Source organism: Bhargavaea sp. GQ12, from assembly GCF_059758705.1.
In genome coordinates this window covers 23389-40235 of record NZ_JCAXEU010000023.1, presented here as the reverse complement: position 1 = coordinate 40235, position 16847 = coordinate 23389, and the positions used below count along the sequence as shown (strand labels likewise).

The window sequence follows — 16847 nt, the reverse complement described above, 5'->3', positions numbered from 1 at the left end:
TGTATACAGGGCCTGTTTTTATGAACGATTTAAGATTAAGCTTTTTGAACGTTAGCTGCTTGAGCTCCACGAGCACCTTGCTCAACGTCAAACGTCACTTGTTGACCTTCGTCCAAAGATTTGAAGCCGTCACTCTGGATTGCGGAGAAGTGTACGAATACGTCGTCTCCACCTTCACGTTCGATAAAGCCAAAACCTTTTTCTGCGTTAAACCATTTAACTGTACCTTGTTCCATTTTTGTTGCCTCCTAGTGCGTTACCGCACATTGTATTACTATTGTTGCCCAAAGTATGATCAAGATGAAAAGTTGATATTCATGCTATCCTTTACACCGAACAAAAATAATTCTCTTTTATCATATCAGGGAACGGAAAAAATTACAAATTATATGCATTATGACTTCTCTAATTAAGATGCAAAGTCTAAAGTCTAAAATAGCATCTGCACATTTAATAAATAGATAAGGAAAGAGAGCAACCCTCATTCTTTTTCGGCCCTGTGAACGTTGCTCCGGCACCTTTTTTATTGCAATTCACCAGACTTCGCCTTCAAGATATCCGCCTTGGATGTATTGCCCTTCTCCTGGAACAGGTCTATAATAAATAACATTCAAATTATTTCGCTTTCCGGAGGGATTTTTCAATGACTGAACAAACAGTGAACCAAGAGAGCCTTCAAGGGCGTCTCTTTTCTAAGCTCGAAGCATCCAACGAAGACATGATCCAGATCCGCCGCTATCTTCATCAGCATCCGGAGCTTTCGTTCAAAGAATACAAGACCGCACAATATATCCAGGATTTCTATACAGAACTCGGTGTCGAGTTCCGTGCGAACGTCGGCGGCAACGGTGTCGTCGCGCGCATCAAGGGAGCCAAGCCGGGCAAGACGGTTGCACTCCGCGCCGACTTCGATGCCCTGCCGATCCAGGATCAGAAAGAAGTCGAGTACAAGTCTACGGTTGACGGCGTCATGCACGCGTGCGGACATGATGGCCATACAGCGACACTCCTTACACTTGCCAAAGCGTTGCATGAGCTTCGCGATGAGCTGTCCGGTGAATACGTCATGATCCACCAGCATGCCGAGGAATTCGCCCCGGGCGGAGCCATTTCGATGATCGGGGACGGCTGCCTTGACGGTGTCGATGCCATCTTCGGTACCCACCTCTGGTCCCAGACACCTTACGGTACAGTGGAATACCGCACAGGCCCGATCATGGCGGCAGCCGACCGTTTCGAGATCAAGGTCCAGGGCCGCGGCGGACACGGCGCGAACCCGCACCAGACAAAGGATGCCGTTGTCATCGGCTCACAGCTGGTGCAGAACCTTCAGCAGCTCGTTTCCCGCCGTGTCGACCCGATCGAATCGGCCGTGCTTTCCGTCGGTTCGTTCGTAGCCGAGAACGCGTTCAACGTCATCGCCGACTCTGCTGAACTCAAAGGCACAGTCCGGACGTTCCAGCCGGAAATCCGTGACCTGATGGAGACTGAAATCGCCCGTGTTGTCGAAGGGACCGCGATCTCGACTGACAGCCAGATCGACTGCAAGTATTACCGCGGTTATCCGGCAGTCGTCAACCATGCCGCTGAGACGGACTTCCTCGTGAAGACGATCGAAGGGCTTGAAGGTGTAGAGGCTGTCGAGGGCGCGCCTCAGATGGGCGGCGAAGACTTCGCCTACTACCTCGAGAACGTACCGGGCACGTTCTTCTTCACCGGCGCCGCTCCGGAAGAGCCGTATCCGCACCACCACCCGCGATTCGACTTTGACGAGCGCGCGATGCTGCAGGCAGCTAAAATCCTCGGTGCCGCCGCAACGGGCTACCAGGGCGAATAAGACTTGTCAGTCCCGGATCCCATTCAAGGGATCCGGGTTTTTAAATGGGGCATTTCTTGACCGTCGTCCGGCGCTGTTCCAAGATGTAGAAAGATAACTGTTGTAAAGGATGAATCCAATGAGAGAAATCTACACCGACGTGGTCCAGTTCCGGGGCTCGCACTATGACTTCGGATTTCTTCAGGGCGAGCGGTTGCGCGATTCCCTGACGCTTCACAACCGCAGGACCAAGTGGCGCACGATGAAGCCGCGCTTTTGCATCGATGTCCAGGAAGCGGAAGTCGTCTTCAGCCAGTTCGCCCCGCAGCTTTGGGATGAGCTGAACGGCATGCGGGACGCGCTCGGCCTGCCTATGGAGGAAATTCTCCGGGATTTCGGCGGATACCGCACGGAAACCGTCCGTGCAGGCTGCTCGGTCCTGACAGGCCGCGACTTCATCGTGCGGAATTATGATTTCCATCCGAACACCTATGAAGGGCTTTATACCGTTTTCCAGCCCGACGACGGGGGCTGCGCCATCATCGGCCCAGCCCAGCGGATCAGCGGACGGATGGACGGCCTGAACGAAAAAGGCCTGGCAATGGGGTACAACTTCACGAACCGGAAGCGGCCGGGTGACGGATTTGTCTGCTGGATGGTCGGCCGGCTCATCCTGGAAACATGCGCAGATGTGGAGGAGGCCGTCCGATTTCTGAAGGACCTCCCCCACCGCGGCTCGTTCAGCTACAACTTATTGGACAAAACCGGCAACACTGCCCTTGTCGAGGCGGGACCGCGCGGCGTCATCGTGCGTGAATCCCCATATTGCACGAATCACTTCGAGCAGCAGACCGAGGAAAACCGCCGCTACCTGAAAGATTCCATTGAGCGGATGGACGCCATGAAAGAGAGACCTGAAGCCCTGTCTGACGCCCAGCAGGCGTGGCGCCTCCTGAACGACACCGACAAAGGCGTTTTCGCCGACAATTATAAAAGCTGGGCCGGTACGATCCACACTTCCGCCTACTTCCCGGAGACGCTCACCGCCTGGTACGCTCTCGGCGGCGACACCGAGCCGATTGAGTTCGACTTCGGCCGATGGCTCCGGGGTGAAGACCTGGAACAGTCGACGATCACTGGACACGTCGACACGGACATCGGATTTGCGAACATGGATAAGCTTCGGAACTGAGCGGGCTCTTGCAAAACGTTGATGATCTTTAGTGAAACGTTGATTAACTTCATTGAGACGTTGACGATCTCTGGTGAAACGTTGATTAACTTCACTGAGACGTTGATGATCCGGACATATCTACAAAAAACTGGCTTCGCACACTGCGAAGCCAGTTTTTCTGATTTATTTCTTCCCCGATAACCGGAGCGTAACTTCTGAGATCACCAGCACCGCAACCGCGAGCAGGAGCATCCCTGCCCCCATCCCGTACTGGAACCATGCCGCAATGAGAACGAGCACAGCCTGGACTGCCTGCGCACCGCGGACCGTACGGCGCACTGCGGACTCTCGTACCGCATCCGTCACCGGATAAAGCCGGTCCATCCGGAATTCATGCTGGCTGGCAAGTGCGTCCCGCAGCTGATAGGCCGTCGCGAAGGCGAGTGCACCGCTGAAGACGGCGGCGACCGCCGGCATCGGGATGAAAAACGCCCCGATCATCGAGATCGCCGTCAGTCTGACCCATAGAAGGAACAGGTCGTCCGACCGGATAAATGTCCGCATCGCCAGGTAACGCGGCGAGTATTTTGATTCGAATAATGCCTTTCCGTACACCCAGTCGAGCCACGCCCGCCGGTGGACCGCTCCGCGCAAATGTGGAACGTCCGTGAACTGATTGGCGAAGCGGTAGAACCGGCTCATGCGGCCGCGCTCCAGCTCAATAAAGTGAAGGAATGGGAACGGTTTGCCTTCGCTTGTCCGCTGCTTTAGCAGCCCGTACACCACGATTGGGATCATGAGCGCCGCGCCGAGCCACCATTTGCCGTACATGGCGGCAACGAGCGGGATCGCCGTGAGGACAAACCGGATGGCACGGTCGCCCCATGCACCTTCACCCTGCTCCGCCCAGCGGTGGGCGAACTCGGTACGCACATTCCATACATGGAGCGCCACAATGCCGAGCACGAGCGCGAGCAGTCCGATTCCCTTGAGGCCATACACCGCGTTCAGAAGAGGAATCGAGACGACAAAAGTCACCACCGGCAGCAAAATCCCCGAGACGGATGTCCACTTAAGCGCGCTCTGCATGTAGCCGCCGAGCTTTTCCTCCATCGGCAGGAAAAAGACGGCGTCCGCCTCTTTCAGCAGAGTGGCAGGCGGCGCATAGGCAAGAATTGCGGCAAGGAGGATGCCTGCCAGCGGAGCGGCCGGGAAATCGGCCGGCACCGTCTTGAGCCATCCGCTGTACGCATAGCCCCCCGCTCCGAGCAGAAAGACGAGGACGATGGCAAGGTGCCCGGTAAAGATGAATTTCGTGTAGCGCTGCAGCTCCTCCGTGTAGTGGGTGAAGCGGCTGCGCCACACGTCACGCAGGCTGCCCATCGTCCGGCTCCCCTGCCATTTCAATATACAGATCGTCGAGCGTCGCGCCAGGCATGCCAAACTGTTCGCGGAGCTCGTCCATCGTGCCCGCCGCGCGCAGCCGGCCGTCGTGCAGAAGGAGGATCCGGTCGCAGTACTTCTCGGCGGTCGCGAGGATATGCGTCGACATGAGCACGGATGCCCCGTCCGCCTTTTTCTCGCTCATCTGCTCAAGCAATGAACGGATGCCGAGCGGATCGAGCCCGACAAACGGCTCATCAATGATGTAGAGCGACGGGTTCACGAGGAACGCGCACATGATCATCACCTTCTGCCGCATCCCCTTTGAGAAATGCGACGGGAACCAGCGCAGCCGCTTTTCCATCCGGAACTCCCGCAGAAGCGCCGCAGACCTTGCCTCGAATACATCTTTCGGAATGCCGTAGGCCATCGCCGTCAGCTCCAGATGCTCGCGCAGCGTAAGCTCATCATAGAGGACCGGCGTCTCGGGAATATAGGAAAACGAGCTCCTGTATTTCTCGGGATCATCGCGGAAAGCCGTTCCGCCAATGCGGATCTCCCCTTCCGACGGCTCCATGAGCCCGATGATGTGCTTGATCGTCGTACTTTTCCCGGCACCGTTCAGCCCGATCAGCCCGACCAATTCGCCGGGGCCGACTTCAAATGACAGATCGTGAAGCACCGGCTTGCGCGTATATCCGCCGGTGATCTTTTCCACTTCCAATACGTTCATGATTCCACCCCATTCATGCCTCCATTTTAGCAAATCCGGACCGGTTCTGCCTTGAATCCATGTCCTCTATTTTCTGAATATATGATATCCTGTTGTCAGGATATGAAAAGGAGATGTTGACCGATGACCGAATGCATTTTCTGCAAGATGGTGGAAGGGGAAATCCCCGCTGCCAAAGTTTATGAGGACGAGCATGTCCTCGCTTTCATGGACATCATGCCGACGACAAAAGGCCATGTCCTGCTGATCCCGAAAGTGCACCGCGAAAACATCTATGAGTTCAGCGAAGACGAAGCGGCACAGCTTTTCTCCGCCGCTCCGAAAATCGCACGCGCCCTGAAAGCGGAGTTCGAGCCGGCAGGCATGAACCTCCTGAACAACACCGGAGCGGCCGCCAGCCAGAGCGTCTATCATTTCCACCTCCACTTTATCCCACGCTACGACCGCCAGACGGACGGCTTCGGACTACATTGGGAAACGAAAGAAGATGAGTTCCCGAAAGAAAAACTGCAGGAAATCGCAGCTGCAATCGGCGCGCAGATCGAAAACTGATGGATTGAAAGTTTCATCCAAAAACGGTACAATCGGACTACGCAACCCGCCGTCGGCCATGAGGGCACGCCGGGGGTAGCAAAATTTAGCTTAGCTGAGGAGAGATGAGCAATGAAAACGAAAAATCTGGTTCTGATGGCTTTACTGATCGGTATTGGCACGGCGCTGTACCTGGTGATTCCGGGGATCAACGGGGGCATGAAGCCTGACTTCATGCTGACGATGATGTTCATCGGCATCCTGCTGTTCCGCGACATCAGGAGCGTACTCGTCATGTCGGTATCCACCGGCATCCTGTCCGGCCTGTTCACGACGTTCCCGGGCGGCTTTATCCCGAACGTCATCGACAAGACCGTGACGGGAATCGTCTTTTTCGGCGTACTGCTCCTTCTTGGAAAGCTCGCCGATAAGCTTGCCGTGGCAACCGTACTGGCCGGGCTTGGAACCGTGCTGTCGGGTTCGATTTTCCTGTCCGTCGCGATTTTCGTGCTCGGCGGAGAATTCCCGTTCATGGCACTGTTCCTGACAGTCGTCGTGCCGGCAATCGCCATGAATGCCATCGCTTTCTTTATCATCTATCCGATCGTTCTCAGGCTCGCGCAGCGCTCGAACTATGCGCCGGCGCCGTCCCTCTGATCGGAACACCGACAAACACCCTGGCCGCGAACACGGCCGGGGTGTTCGTCTGTTGTCTCCCCCTCTCTCCGCATGTTTTAATAAAGGAGCGGAAAGGAATATTGAACTATAGAGAGAAGGGAGAGTGCCCTCATGAAAGCATCATCATTTTTCCTCGGACTCGTCGTCGGTGCCGCAGGAAGCGCGGCAGCTGTCCTGCTGAGCGCCCCGCAATCCGGCAAGGAGCTCCGTTATTCGGTCAAGAGCTCGTCCGATAACATGAAGCCGAAGATCGAGGACGTAAAGTTGAAGACGAACGACCTGAAGGCCTCGGTCAAGCATCTGGTCAACGAAGCAAAGACCCGCTTCCCGGAAGTAGCGGATGAGCTGAAGACTTCCGTCGACATCTGGAACCGGGATACCGAATTGAACCGGGACCGTATCCAAAAGCGCGTCCAGCAAATCCAGACTTCCATCGCGGAACTGGAACAGGCGGTCAGCTCAATCAAAAAATGAGGACCATCGGGAAACCTTTCCCGGAGTACACAGTCGGCATCCGGACTGATTGGGCTGCCGACTGTAAATCGCCATTTCCCCGGCCTTCCAGCTTGGGAGACAGGACTCCGTATGCCGTAATTCGGCCGGAGTCTTTTTTTGCTGTTTTCTTTACCGGGAATAGTATAATGTGCTGCGGAAGATGCCCGTTATTTCTTGGACTGCCCGTGAAATGTTACGTTTGTAACAAAAAGCCTTCATTCTCATCTATTTTATTGATATACTATTCATAAACTATCCGAACATTGAGAAAGAAGGTGAAGACTTGGCTGAACAATCCTACACCATGCCCGAAGCGATGCTTTACAGCCAGCGGATGGCTCAGCTTTCAAAGGCGCTCTGGAAAGCCGTTGAGAAAGACTGGCAGCAATGGATCAAGCCATTCGGCCTCAATATCAACGAGCATCATATTCTCTGGATCGCGGCACACCTGAAAGGCGCTACGATTTCCGAAGTGGCAAAGTTCGGTGTCATGCATGTTTCAACGGCATTCAACTTCTCCAAAAAATTGGAGGAACGCGGTTATCTGTCTTTTTCCAAGCGCGAAGATGACAAGCGCAGTACATATGTTGAAGTGACCGAGCAGGGCCACTCGCTCCTGCTTGAGATCAACAACCATTATTTTGACACCGAGCACTCTGTTTTGGAAGGCTCGCTTCCGGTACGTCAGCTTTACGGCCGGTTCCCTGAATACATAGAGCTCATGGCTGTAATCCGCAACATCTACGGCAACGACTTCATGGATATTTTTGAACAGGGCTTCAAGAACATGGAGCAGCTTTACGGAGAAAATGAGCAGGACAACCAAAGCGACTATACCGACGAATCGGAAAACCTGTCCATAAAAGAAAAAGGCGAAGTATCCTAAACTCGGATTTTTTCGTTTAAAACGGTTGATTTTTATCGCAAATCGCAGTAGGGTATGTATCATCCATTTTGGGAATCCATTAAAGGAGATGCATCTGATGCGGTGCTGGAAGACCATCAATGTAAAGAAGCACTATGGCCTCAGCCGCCTGTTTCTGCTTTCTTCCATCTTGATGATTGGCGTTTTCATTATTTCATATATCAGTTTTGAGCTGACGAAGGAATCCGGGCAGTCCGATGCGTATTTCGCCCTGTTCATTGCCACGGTGGTCCTGATCTATCCGCTCCACAAAGCGATCCACTTTGCGTTGCTGTGGAAATACCGCAACCGGATTACGCTTGTCGTCAACCGGGATTGGGCGTTGTTTCCGCTCTTCCTGCTCCGCATCTGCGAGCCGATTCCGAAAAAACGGTTTGCACTCTCACTGATTGCACCTTTTTTCGTCCTCAATCCGCTGTTCATCGCGGGAGGAATCATGCTTCCGGCATTTTCTCATTACTTTACTGCACTGCTCGCTTTTCACAGCGGCATCTGCCTGATCGACTTTGTCTATGTGAAGAACCTCTCACGTTCACCAAAGGCCTCTTATATCGAGGAGACCGACTACGGCTACGAAATTCTGGTTCCGCTGCCAGATTGAGCGGTTTTCTGTTAGGCGTTTTTCTGTTATGCTAAGTCAATAGTGTGTAGAAAGGGGGAAATGGAATGATCATTCTTGTCACGGTGCTGTTCTCGATCTTTTATCTGTTCCAGATCAACAAGATGACCTATACCCTCTGCGAAGCCAGGGAAATCCCCGAGGAAAAGCAGCCGAAAATTTACCGGACCGTCAACATCCTCATCACCATTTTAATCGTCTCTTTCTTTGTCGAGATCATGACTGCGATCTCCTGATTGACCAAATATAAATAAACGTCCATCCGCCCGTTTCCGGGGGATGGACGTTTTTGTTCTGACGGTAGGACAGTATTTCGCGCCGGCTTTATCCATTGGTTTACCGGACGATCCGCCGGCCATACCGGCCCTTTCCCTTCACTGCTGTCATTACAGACGGGACGGCTGAAGGGGGATCATGCCTGCCCGCCTTCATTCATCAGTAGACGTACGCTGCCCCGACGATGATCAGCAGGATGAAAAGGACGACGATCAAGGCGAAGCCGCCGCCGTAGTTGAAACCTCCGCTCATGTGATCACCTCCCTTCTCTCCCGTATCGTATGCGCGGGAGGAAGGGGTCTGTGGGCATTTGCCGGGAACCTTTTTGATGCGGATTCGTTTTTATGATATATTTACTTTTGTTTACACAACCAGAAGGGGAGTTTAGAATGAAGAAATCTGTAATCGCGGCAACTGTCGCCGCATCGGTGCTTGCCCTCTCCGCCTGCAGCAACAATGCAGGAGAAGACGTAATCGTGTCATCCAAAGTGGGCGACATCACACAGCAGGACCTATATGAAGAGATGAAGACGACAGTCGGCGAGCAGGCGCTCCAGCTGATGGTCATCGAAAAAGTACTCGACGATAAATATGACGTCGACCAGAAAGAAGTCGACAAGCAATATAACGACATGAAAGAACAGGCCGGAGACGGCTTTGACTCCTTCCTCGCCCAGCAAGGGTATACGGAAGAAAGCTACAAAGACATGATCAAGCTCAACCTCCTGCAGGAAAAGGCTCTGACTGAAGGTGTTGAAGTGACCGACGAAGAAGTCGATCAGTACATCGATCGTATGGGCACCGAGCTGAACGCCCGCCACATCCTCGTCGATGACGAAGAAACGGCGAACGAAGTGAAGACGAAGCTCGACGAGGGCGGAGACTTTGCAGAGCTAGCGAAAGAATACTCCACTGAGCCGGCTGCACAAGAATCCGGCGGTGATCTGGGCTGGTTCGGTCCGGATAAGATGGTCGCCGACTTCACAGACGCGGCGTATAGCCTCGAAGTGAACCAGATCAGCGATCCTGTTCAGACTGACTTTGGCTACCACATCATCCAGGTGACCGAAACCCGCGAAGCGGAAGGCGCCGAGAAGAAAGAAGACATCACCGACGAGCGCCGGGCGGAGATCAAGGACGAGCTTCTCCAGAAGAAAGCTGATCCTAACGCGCTGATGGACAAGCTGTCCAAGATGCTCGAAGATGCAGACATCGATATCAAGGATGAAGACCTGAAAAATGCGCTTGACCAGTTCAAAGGTTCGGCTGCGGAGTCTGAAGAAGAGAAATAATCATGTTGAAACGGCATCCGATTTGGATGCCGTTTTTTTGTATTCGGCGATTTTGAACTTGAAAGTGACACATCGTGCTTTAAATGTGAAGAATTCAATCGATGAAAGTGACGAATCGCGCAAGGCCGCCTGAAGTGAAACCTATCGGCAACCGGGCCGTATAACAGAATGAAGGGAGAGGATAGTATGGGCACTCCGCTTTCTGGAAAAGTGAATGCCGGATTGGGAATCGTTTCTCTCATCATTGGACTGATCATGTTTATTTCCAGATTCGATGGGTCTTTTATCTTTGGAGACCAACTTCTGTCTTTGTCGTTCGTCTCCCTTGGCCTGGCTCTGTTTTGCGCATCTTATATCAACAAGAAAAACACCGAATCATAAATCGGCTTTTAAATTTTGGGAATTGGTAAATAAGGATAAGCACCTGTATTCAGTCCAGTTTTTAACTGCTATGATTTGTTCATGCACACAATACTTATCCGGGGAGGGACAGCCATGATCCGCAAAATGGAAGAGCGGGATATCCGGGCCGTGCAGCAAGTTGCCGCTGAAAGCTGGCACGACACTTATGAAGGAATCATCCCGCGGGAAGTCAGGGACCGGTTCCTGGCGGCCGCATACAGCCCTGCATCCCTGAAACGGCGGATGGAGCAATCGGTCTTGCTGGTAGCCGAAGACGGAGACGGAATTGCCGGATTCGTAAATCTGTATCGTCATCCGGAGTCTGATGATGGCGAATTGTCGGCCATCTATCTCCTCCCCTCCCACCAGGGCCGGGGACTTGGTACAAGTCTGCTGGAAAGTGGAATCGCAGAGCTGAAGGATGCGGAACGTCTGTACCTGACAGTTGAACGCGATAACGAAAAAGGAAGGCGTTTCTACGAAAGGCATGGCTTCAGCATTGCCGATGAATTCGAAGAAGAATTCGGCGGGCATACGCTCAGCAGCATTCGGATGATGCGACCTCTCTGATGAAATACCACCGTCCCGCGGACCATGTGTCCGGGGCTTTTTTGGTTTAGAGTGCTCCAGGGAGCAGAGCACATTTCCAATCCATGGGCATATGATGATACCAAGCCTATTTGAAAGGATTGAAAAATGTGTACAACCAGCAGTACGGATATTATCAGTACCCTCTTTACTACGGGAACCTGCCATACGGCTACGCCGGGACGCCGTCCTATTGGGCTTATCCTGCCGGGACAGTTTATTCGTATCCCCCCGCTTCCAATCCGGTAACTCAGGCCAATCTTCCCGGAAACCTCAGAGATTTTGGGCCTGATCCATTCGTCATCAATATTAACCAGGCATCTAAAGTTAATCAGAATTACCGGACGACTCTCTGGACCGGACCCCATTTACAGGTTACCTTAATGTCGCTGAATCCCGGGGAAGATATCGGTCTGGAAGTCCACCCTACAGACGATCAGTTTTTGCGGATCGAACAGGGCCAGGGCGTGGTCCGGATGGGCAAGAACAAAGACCGGTTGGACTTTGTAAGAAATGTCCATGATGATTCTGCAATCATGGTTCCTGCCGGCACATGGCATAATGTGACCAATACCGGCAGCATACCGCTAAAACTGTATTCCATTTACGCTCCGCCCCACCATCCATTTAATACGGTCCATCCCACGAAAGCAGATGCAATGGCTGCAGAAGAAAGGGAACAGACTGGGGAAGGAGCCTGAACAAAGATGACGACATGCCTCAATTGGGCATTCACTCCATGAAGACATTAAGCAATCACTTGCAGAAATCACCTAAAAGAGCCTGACTCATGAGAGTCAGGCTCTTTTAATCTTACTCAAACGTAGGCTTGTAGAACTGGCGGTTATCAAGCGGGAAAAGCCTTTCGGTGAATTCCCCCGGCTCCGCCTTCGACATTGCTCGGTTGAGCATGTTCATCTTCGCATCGATGTTGTCGATATAGTGGAGGATCTCCGCCTCTTTCAGCATCGGGCGTTTTGGACTGCCCCATTCTTCCTTGCCGTGATGGCTCAGCACCATATGCTGGAGAAGGACCACTTCTTCTCCCTCGATTTCGAGTTCTTTTGCTGCCATTGCGATCTCGTTCACCATGATCGTGATATGGCCGAGGAGGTTGCCCGCCGGTGTATAGACGGTTCCGACAGGGCCGGACAGTTCCACCACCTTGCCGACATCGTGGAGGATGATCCCGGCATACAGCAGGTCCTTGTTGAGGGTAGGATACAGCTCGGCAATGGCCTTGCCGAGGCGCAACATTGAAACGACATGATCGAGCAGGCCGGACACGTAGTCGTGATGGTTCTTGGTCGCCGCCGGATAGACGAGGAATGCCTCCCGGTGCTGCTTCAGCAAATACCTCGTGATTCGCTGGATGTTCGGATTGGTGATCTCAAAGATATACGGAGACAGTTCCTCGTATAGCTCTTCTTTGGATTTCTCGGCGCTCGGCACGAGATCCGAAATCTGGACCGGCTCATCCGGCTTTGCCGGCCGGATGCTTTTGATCCGGAGCTGATTTCTGCCGCGGTACTCGTGTACATCTCCGCCGACACGGACGATCGATGCGGGCTGGAACATCCGCTCATGTTCCTCTTTCGCATCCCACAGTTTCGCTTCGATATCGCCCGTCTTGTCCTGCAGGATCAGCGTCATGAACGGGCTTCCTGTTGTCGTCATGCCTTTGGTGGCCTGCTTGACGAGCAGGAAGAGGTCGACCCGCTCACCTGTTTTGTAAGTTCCGATTCCATTCATCTCAGCACTCCCCTTTCGCTCCCGGTTCCCGCCACCTCAATGACGGCAGCCTCTTTAAAGGCGCCGGCCATCTCCCGGTGGCAGGTGAAATACAGGAACTGGTGATTAATCTTTAATTCTTCCAGTAAGTTTATCATATTGCCGAGCCGGGCCTGGTCGAAGTGGACGAACGGGTCGTCCATGATGATCGGGAACGGGGCTGATTCCAGAAGAGAAGCCGCCAGCGACAGCCTCATGGAAATATACGCCTGCTCCTTCGTCGCCTGGCTCAGTTCATAAAGTCCGAAACGCATGCCATTCGCCGCTTCCGTCCCGATCAGGCCGTCTTCTGACAGCACGAGTTCCGCGTATGCACCGCCTGTAAGCTCCCGGAACCATTCAGAAGCCCGGGTGATGACATCCGGCAGCTTCTGTTCCTTAAGCCTTCCCGTGGCTCCGTCAATCGCCGAGACGGCGGCTTTTCGTGCTGCCCATGCCACCGCAAGCTCACGGAATGCCGCTTTTTTCTGCTCGAATTCCTGTAACAGGGCATCATATGCGGAATCTGCCACAAGATGACCCATGCGTGCCTCCAGCTCGGCCAGTTCTTTGATCAGGCCGCTCCGCTTCTCCGCAATAGCCTGCAGGGCGTCCCGGTTCACATCCATCCTCCTGACGAGCGCCTCAATAGGTGGAATTTCCGCTAAAGGGGGAACCCCGATCTGTTTTAGCTGTCCTTCTATTCGGCCGAGCGTTTCCTGAAGTACTGTTTTTCTGGCAGAGCGCTGGGCGGCTTCATAAAAATCCTGTTCTCCTGCTGCCGCAGCCGCAGCAAACAGTGAACCGATTTCCTCTCGAAAAGCCGCTGTCAGGCTCTCCGCTTCCGCCCGTTCCTCATTCAGCTTCTCTTGCTCGTCAAGAAGCCGACTCCGTTTTTCGGCGGTCTGCAATAGGTCCTTTTCCGCTTCTTTAAGCGAAGAGAACAACAGCGGATCCGCAACGGGATGCCCGATCACCTCATGCGCGCGACTTCTGATTGAACCCGCCGTCCGGATGGCCCGATCCCGCTTTTCCTGCTCCGAACGGATACGGCGAACCGTCTCCTGCAGTTCCCTGACCAGACGGAAAAGTTCCGGTACGATCGAGGCCGGCAATTTTCCTTTGATGCCGTACGCTTCAAGGAACGTGCCGAGACGTTTTTCTGTATCATCGAGATTCTCGGCGGCGGTTTTTCTTGAAATGCGAAGTTCCGTCATCACGCCCCGGAGAAGTTCTTCCGCCTCGATGAGCCGGTCCAATTCAGTGAAGTGCCTGCCGACCCGCTCGGCCCTGCGGTCCAGCTCCTCTTCCCTTCCGCCGTAATGGCTGAGAAGCTGACGTTCATCTTCCGTCAGTGTGTCATTGCCGCTTCCCTGCTTTAAGAGCAGAAACACGGCAGCCGCGCCCGCCGCCACTCCTGCCGCAGCAAGCAGCAAATTCTCCGAATAGATGGCCATGGCGATGATTAATGCGGCAAGCCCCGCGAGAATCAGGATCGGCAGCCGGCTATTGCCATTCCCTGCGCTTTGTTTGGCTTCCGCGGATGCAAGACGCTTTCTGAGCGAAGGCCATTTGGATGCCCACTCAATTTCCGAGTCATCGGGCCCGGATGCCTCAAGCGCGGCCCGCTCATCGGCAACCCGACCAGCCTCGCTGGCCTTTTCTGCAATCCGCTCATCCTGCCGCTCGAGGTTGCGCAATGCCCGGTCATACGCTTCTGACAGATTATGAAGTTCTTCTTCTTTCCGGATTGAAGCATCAGCCCGGACCGCTGTTTCTTCATCATCCAGACCGAGACGCGCCAGCAGCCGGTCCTTTATTCCGGCAAGTTCCCGGAGTGACTGTTCGGCATTTGTCTCCACGGAACGCGACTCATGCCACGCGGCTTCTTCTGCAAGGATGGAGCGGATGCGTGAAAGCCGCTCCGTGTCCGGCTCTTCAGGAAGTTCTCTCCTGACAGCCTCGATGCGTTCCTGCAGATTGCTGATCGACGCATCGGCGGCGATTTTCCGGTCTTTCAATGCTTCATACCTGCGGATGCCGTCTGCCGGAAACGGCGCGTCACCGATTGTCCGCAGTTCCTCTTGAGACTGGAGCCGCTCGATCTCAAGCGGTGCCGCCTGCCTGAGGACGGCCAGCTGTTCCTGTTCGCCTCTGAGTGTGGCTTCCTCTTCCTCCGCCTTCTCCAGGAGCATGCTGATTTCGGCCGCACGCTTTTTCATCGGTGCGTAGGCATCCGATTTTTTCCGGTATTCTCCGATCTCGGCTTCGGTTTGCCTGAGTTCATTCAGCAGGACGTTCATCTCAGGGACGCGGCCGGATTTCTTGAACAGCCCGTCCATCTCCTTGTCCAGCCGCGCCCTGAACCCGGCAAGATTCTCCGCCCCCGTCGTTCCTGAAGCGATCAGCGCCTGGCCCAGTTCCTCCTCGTTCATCTTGCCGATTTCCTGGAGCTGCAGGAGTGAGAACGAAAAAATCGACTCAAACGACTGCCTGTCATATCCACGGAGCAGACGCCTGAGCGTCTCCTCCCCTTCTTCCCTGCCGTCCGGATAGCGGACGGTCACTTTACCGGCGGATCTGCCGGCGATGCGTTCGATCACAAAGGAACCGAACTCACTGTCCTCCACATGAACCTGTCCGCCGTACGCACCGCCAGTTTTTGGCTCGTAGCGGAGAAGAGAGCTCCCGCGCTGCGGGAACCCGAACAGCGTGTGCAGAATAAACTGGCGGATCGTCGTCTTCCCGGCTTCGTTCGGCCCGTACAGCACATTGATGCCGCGCTTAAGATCAATCGTCACATTTTCATGCTTGCCGAATCCGTAGATGACGAGCTTTGTGATGGACATCATTCAGCCCGTCCCCCTTTCATCAGCCCGTCGGTAAGCAGGCGTTCCGCTTCTTCACCGATTTCCCTGATGTCCTCTTCGACCAGCCGGCCGGTGAACCGGTACGCCTGGCGATGGCCGTACAGGTCGGACAGGCAGTCTTTCCAGTTGTCCGCGTCCCAGCTTCCGAGCTCTTCCAGCACATCGCGGAACAGCCCGCCCGGCACTGCCAAAGCAGTATCCCGTTCCCGCGTCATCCGGTGCACACCGACATCCGGACAGTCGCGCATGACGGATTCCCTGATGAATTCCAGCCATTCGGATTCCGGAGCGTCACTCAACATCGCTTCCGCCTCTTCATCGATTCCGGTAAGACGGAGTTCAAGTAGCCCGGGACCGTCCGCTTCCCTGAATGCCCGGATCTGCTTCATGCACCGCTCCAGCCACTCGTCCGCGTGACGAATGCCGGTGCAGTCTATCTCTGCCGTACCGAAGACGAGAGCGCCTGCGGGAACGAACTCAAGTGATGATGTTCCCTGCCCGATCTCCACTTCATAAAACCCCTTAACCCCGCTTTCCTTCCGGTGAAGGCCCTGCAGGCTGCCGGGATAGACGATCGGAGGCTGCGCGTGAAGCACCTGCCGCTTATGGATATGTCCAAGTGCCCAATAGTCATAGCCCTTGCCGAGAAGCTCGTCCTTCGTAAAGGGCGCATACACGTCATGCGCTTCGTTTCCCCGGATGCTCCCGTGAAGCATCCCGATTTCGACGGCATTGCCCATTCCTTGAGGATATTGCCGGATGACCGGTTCGGTCACGTGGCGCTCCGGGTAGCTGAAGCCGTGAATCTTCACGGTCGTTCCGCGCACATTCAGTTCCGCCGTCTCAACTTGCGGGCCGAATACACGGACATTGTCCGGCAGGGAAAAGCGGACCCATGAACCCGCCAGATGGTCATGGTTTCCGTGGCTTACAAAGACGGGAATCCCCGCTTCTCGGAGCGTCTCCATCCCCATCCGGAACTGTTCCTGAGCACGGAGGCTGCGGTCCTCCCCGTCGTAAATGTCTCCTGCGATCAGCAAAAAATCCGGCCGCGTTTTGGCTGCATGGCTGATCAGATTTCGGAACGCAGTAAATGTGCTTTCACGGACAGCTTGCGCCATCTTGCCCGGCAGCCCGGCAAAGCCTTTGAATGGGCTTCCCAGGTGCAGGTCAGCCGCATGGATAAATCGGATCGTCATCGGGACACCTCCTTAAAGCGAATGTTTGTTCTTATTCTATCATATCAGGAGAGAGCTTGGAAATGAGATTTAGCGATTACAAGAGGAAGGGAAAAT

At 54.3% G+C, this 16847-nt stretch carries 18 protein-coding genes; 11 read left to right on the top strand and 7 right to left on the bottom strand.

Annotation, left to right across the window (positions count from 1 at the left end; all coding sequences use genetic code 11):
- Nucleotides 1–35: 35 nt before the first annotated feature.
- Complete coding sequence (gene cspC, locus AC6CHQ_RS15005) at nucleotides 36–236, bottom strand: cold shock protein CspC (protein WP_092055638.1); 201 nt, start codon at nucleotides 234–236, stop codon at nucleotides 36–38.
- A gap of 407 nt (nucleotides 237–643) precedes the next feature.
- Here cspC and AC6CHQ_RS15000 point away from each other — a divergent pair, with 407 nt between their 5' ends.
- On the top strand, nucleotides 644–1837 hold the full coding sequence (locus tag AC6CHQ_RS15000) for a M20 metallopeptidase family protein (RefSeq protein WP_285859104.1): 1194 nt from the start codon (nucleotides 644–646) through the stop codon (nucleotides 1835–1837).
- Nucleotides 1838–1955: 118 nt separating this feature from the next.
- Nucleotides 1956–3008 carry a C45 family autoproteolytic acyltransferase/hydrolase gene (locus AC6CHQ_RS14995; protein ID WP_498081979.1) on the top strand — a complete coding sequence of 351 codons (1053 nt, stop codon included), beginning with the start codon at nucleotides 1956–1958 and terminating at the stop codon, nucleotides 3006–3008.
- 165 nt (nucleotides 3009–3173) lie between these two features.
- Here the strand turns inward: AC6CHQ_RS14995 and AC6CHQ_RS14990 are convergent, their stop codons facing one another.
- Nucleotides 3174–4373 (bottom strand): ABC transporter permease, encoded by a 1200-nt coding sequence (locus AC6CHQ_RS14990; protein WP_498081978.1) that lies wholly within the window; start codon nucleotides 4371–4373, stop codon nucleotides 3174–3176.
- Entirely contained in the window at nucleotides 4357–5106 is a 750-nt protein-coding gene (locus tag AC6CHQ_RS14985) for an ABC transporter ATP-binding protein (RefSeq protein WP_092055647.1), read from the bottom strand. The genes AC6CHQ_RS14990 and AC6CHQ_RS14985 overlap by 17 nt, the downstream gene beginning before the upstream one ends.
- 123 nt (nucleotides 5107–5229) lie before the next feature.
- Here AC6CHQ_RS14985 and AC6CHQ_RS14980 point away from each other — a divergent pair, with 123 nt between their 5' ends.
- From AC6CHQ_RS14980 to AC6CHQ_RS14955, 6 genes are all read left to right on the top strand, one after another.
- Complete coding sequence (locus AC6CHQ_RS14980) at nucleotides 5230–5658, top strand: HIT family protein (RefSeq protein WP_251240281.1); 429 nt, start codon at nucleotides 5230–5232, stop codon at nucleotides 5656–5658.
- Nucleotides 5659–5769: 111 nt separating this feature from the next.
- Entirely contained in the window at nucleotides 5770–6294 is a 525-nt protein-coding gene (locus AC6CHQ_RS14975; protein ID WP_251240280.1) for a tryptophan transporter, read from the top strand.
- A 132-nt stretch (nucleotides 6295–6426) separates the two neighbouring features.
- Nucleotides 6427–6789, top strand: a complete 363-nt coding sequence (locus AC6CHQ_RS14970; RefSeq protein ID WP_092055654.1) for a YtxH domain-containing protein — start codon at nucleotides 6427–6429, stop codon at nucleotides 6787–6789.
- A gap of 304 nt (nucleotides 6790–7093) precedes the next feature.
- Nucleotides 7094–7696: an HTH-type transcriptional regulator Hpr gene (locus AC6CHQ_RS14965; protein ID WP_498081977.1), complete on the top strand. Its 603-nt coding sequence runs from the start codon at nucleotides 7094–7096 to the stop codon at nucleotides 7694–7696.
- Between the two features lie 97 nt (nucleotides 7697–7793).
- Nucleotides 7794–8336 (top strand): DUF3267 domain-containing protein, encoded by a 543-nt coding sequence (locus AC6CHQ_RS14960; protein ID WP_251240278.1) that lies wholly within the window; start codon nucleotides 7794–7796, stop codon nucleotides 8334–8336.
- A gap of 65 nt (nucleotides 8337–8401) precedes the next feature.
- Nucleotides 8402–8590: a hypothetical protein gene (locus AC6CHQ_RS14955; protein ID WP_092055663.1), complete on the top strand. Its 189-nt coding sequence runs from the start codon at nucleotides 8402–8404 to the stop codon at nucleotides 8588–8590.
- A gap of 199 nt (nucleotides 8591–8789) precedes the next feature.
- On the opposite strand, the gene AC6CHQ_RS14950 is transcribed toward AC6CHQ_RS14955, so the two are convergent.
- The gene (locus AC6CHQ_RS14950) at nucleotides 8790–8882 is read right to left on the bottom strand and encodes a YjcZ family sporulation protein (protein ID WP_008300760.1); all 93 of its coding nucleotides are present in this window, start codon (nucleotides 8880–8882) and stop codon (nucleotides 8790–8792) included.
- 137 nt (nucleotides 8883–9019) lie between these two features.
- On the opposite strand from AC6CHQ_RS14950, the gene AC6CHQ_RS14945 reads away from it, so the two are divergent.
- From AC6CHQ_RS14945 to AC6CHQ_RS14935, 3 genes are all read left to right on the top strand, one after another.
- Nucleotides 9020–9922: a peptidylprolyl isomerase gene (locus AC6CHQ_RS14945; protein WP_092055665.1), complete on the top strand. Its 903-nt coding sequence runs from the start codon at nucleotides 9020–9022 to the stop codon at nucleotides 9920–9922.
- Between the two features lie 495 nt (nucleotides 9923–10417).
- Nucleotides 10418–10894, top strand: coding sequence for a GNAT family N-acetyltransferase (locus tag AC6CHQ_RS14940; RefSeq protein WP_092055671.1), 477 nt, complete (start codon nucleotides 10418–10420; stop codon nucleotides 10892–10894).
- A 128-nt stretch (nucleotides 10895–11022) separates the two neighbouring features.
- On the top strand, nucleotides 11023–11613 hold the full coding sequence (locus tag AC6CHQ_RS14935; protein ID WP_092055674.1) for a cupin domain-containing protein: 591 nt from the start codon (nucleotides 11023–11025) through the stop codon (nucleotides 11611–11613).
- Between the two features lie 112 nt (nucleotides 11614–11725).
- Here AC6CHQ_RS14935 and yhaM read toward each other — a convergent pair whose 3' ends face one another.
- From yhaM to AC6CHQ_RS14920, 3 genes are read right to left on the bottom strand one after another with little or no spacing between them, the layout of a single operon-like run.
- Nucleotides 11726–12664 carry a 3'-5' exoribonuclease YhaM gene (gene yhaM / locus AC6CHQ_RS14930; protein WP_498081976.1) on the bottom strand — a complete coding sequence of 313 codons (939 nt, stop codon included), beginning with the start codon at nucleotides 12662–12664 and terminating at the stop codon, nucleotides 11726–11728.
- Nucleotides 12661–15534 carry an ATP-binding protein gene (locus AC6CHQ_RS14925; RefSeq protein WP_498081975.1) on the bottom strand — a complete coding sequence of 958 codons (2874 nt, stop codon included), beginning with the start codon at nucleotides 15532–15534 and terminating at the stop codon, nucleotides 12661–12663. The genes yhaM and AC6CHQ_RS14925 overlap by 4 nt, the downstream gene beginning before the upstream one ends.
- Nucleotides 15531–16751: a metallophosphoesterase family protein gene (locus AC6CHQ_RS14920; RefSeq protein WP_498081974.1), complete on the bottom strand. Its 1221-nt coding sequence runs from the start codon at nucleotides 16749–16751 to the stop codon at nucleotides 15531–15533. The genes AC6CHQ_RS14925 and AC6CHQ_RS14920 overlap by 4 nt, the downstream gene beginning before the upstream one ends.
- Nucleotides 16752–16847 lie beyond the last annotated feature (96 nt).